The following is a 680-nucleotide window of genomic DNA, read 5'->3' on the forward strand; positions in this document are numbered from 1 at the left end:
CGGGCGGGACGATCACGATCGACGCGGCGGGCATTCACCTGAAGGGCACCGCGATCTATCTGGACGGTCCGGTCACGCAAAGCAGTGGGAGCGCGAACAGCTTGTCGCCCGTCACCGAGGCGGACTGTGCCCTTTGCAAGGCGATGTCGGCCCACCCTGTCGACATCGCGACCGGCCAGAAACTCCTTGAGTACGACGATTTCGTGTTGCCAGGGCGGCTGCCGATCCGATGGAACCGCCGGTACCGCAGCGCCGATCAGCGAGTCGGCAGCCTGGGCGTAGCGTGGAAGCTGCAATATGCGACCGAGGTGCGGTTAGAGATTGCACCGGACGGCACGCGCAAGCTCGCCTATATCGACTTCGATGGCCGCCGATTGAATTTTCCAACGCTCGAAGTTGGGCAGGAGCACTTCCATCCGCTGGAGAAGTACACGCTTGTTCGACTTGAGGATCGCGAGGGGCACGCAGCCTATGCCGTGCGTTTCTCGGATGGGGCTGTCGAAACATACGAGCCACATCCGACAAGCCCTGACCGGTGGTTGCTGCACCGGATGGAGACCCGCGTCATTCCACTGCATGCGGGTGACGTTGCCCAACGCGTCGGTGCGTGCAACCGGCAGCCCCTGTTCGAATTCGGTTGACGTTGTGTTTCCGAGCGGGTCGATTTCCTTGATCAGATG

The 680-nt window shown here is 61.9% G+C and carries 1 protein-coding gene; it reads left to right on the forward strand.

The window, feature by feature from the left end:
- The coding region (locus C0Z19_RS29200) for a DUF6531 domain-containing protein (RefSeq protein WP_233196320.1) at positions 1–641 on the forward strand (641 nt) is incomplete at its 5' end.
- Between the last annotated feature and the right edge of the window lie 39 nt (positions 642–680).

It is taken from the genome of Trinickia soli, from assembly GCF_002879855.1.
Lineage (GTDB): Bacteria > Pseudomonadota > Gammaproteobacteria > Burkholderiales > Burkholderiaceae > Trinickia > Trinickia soli.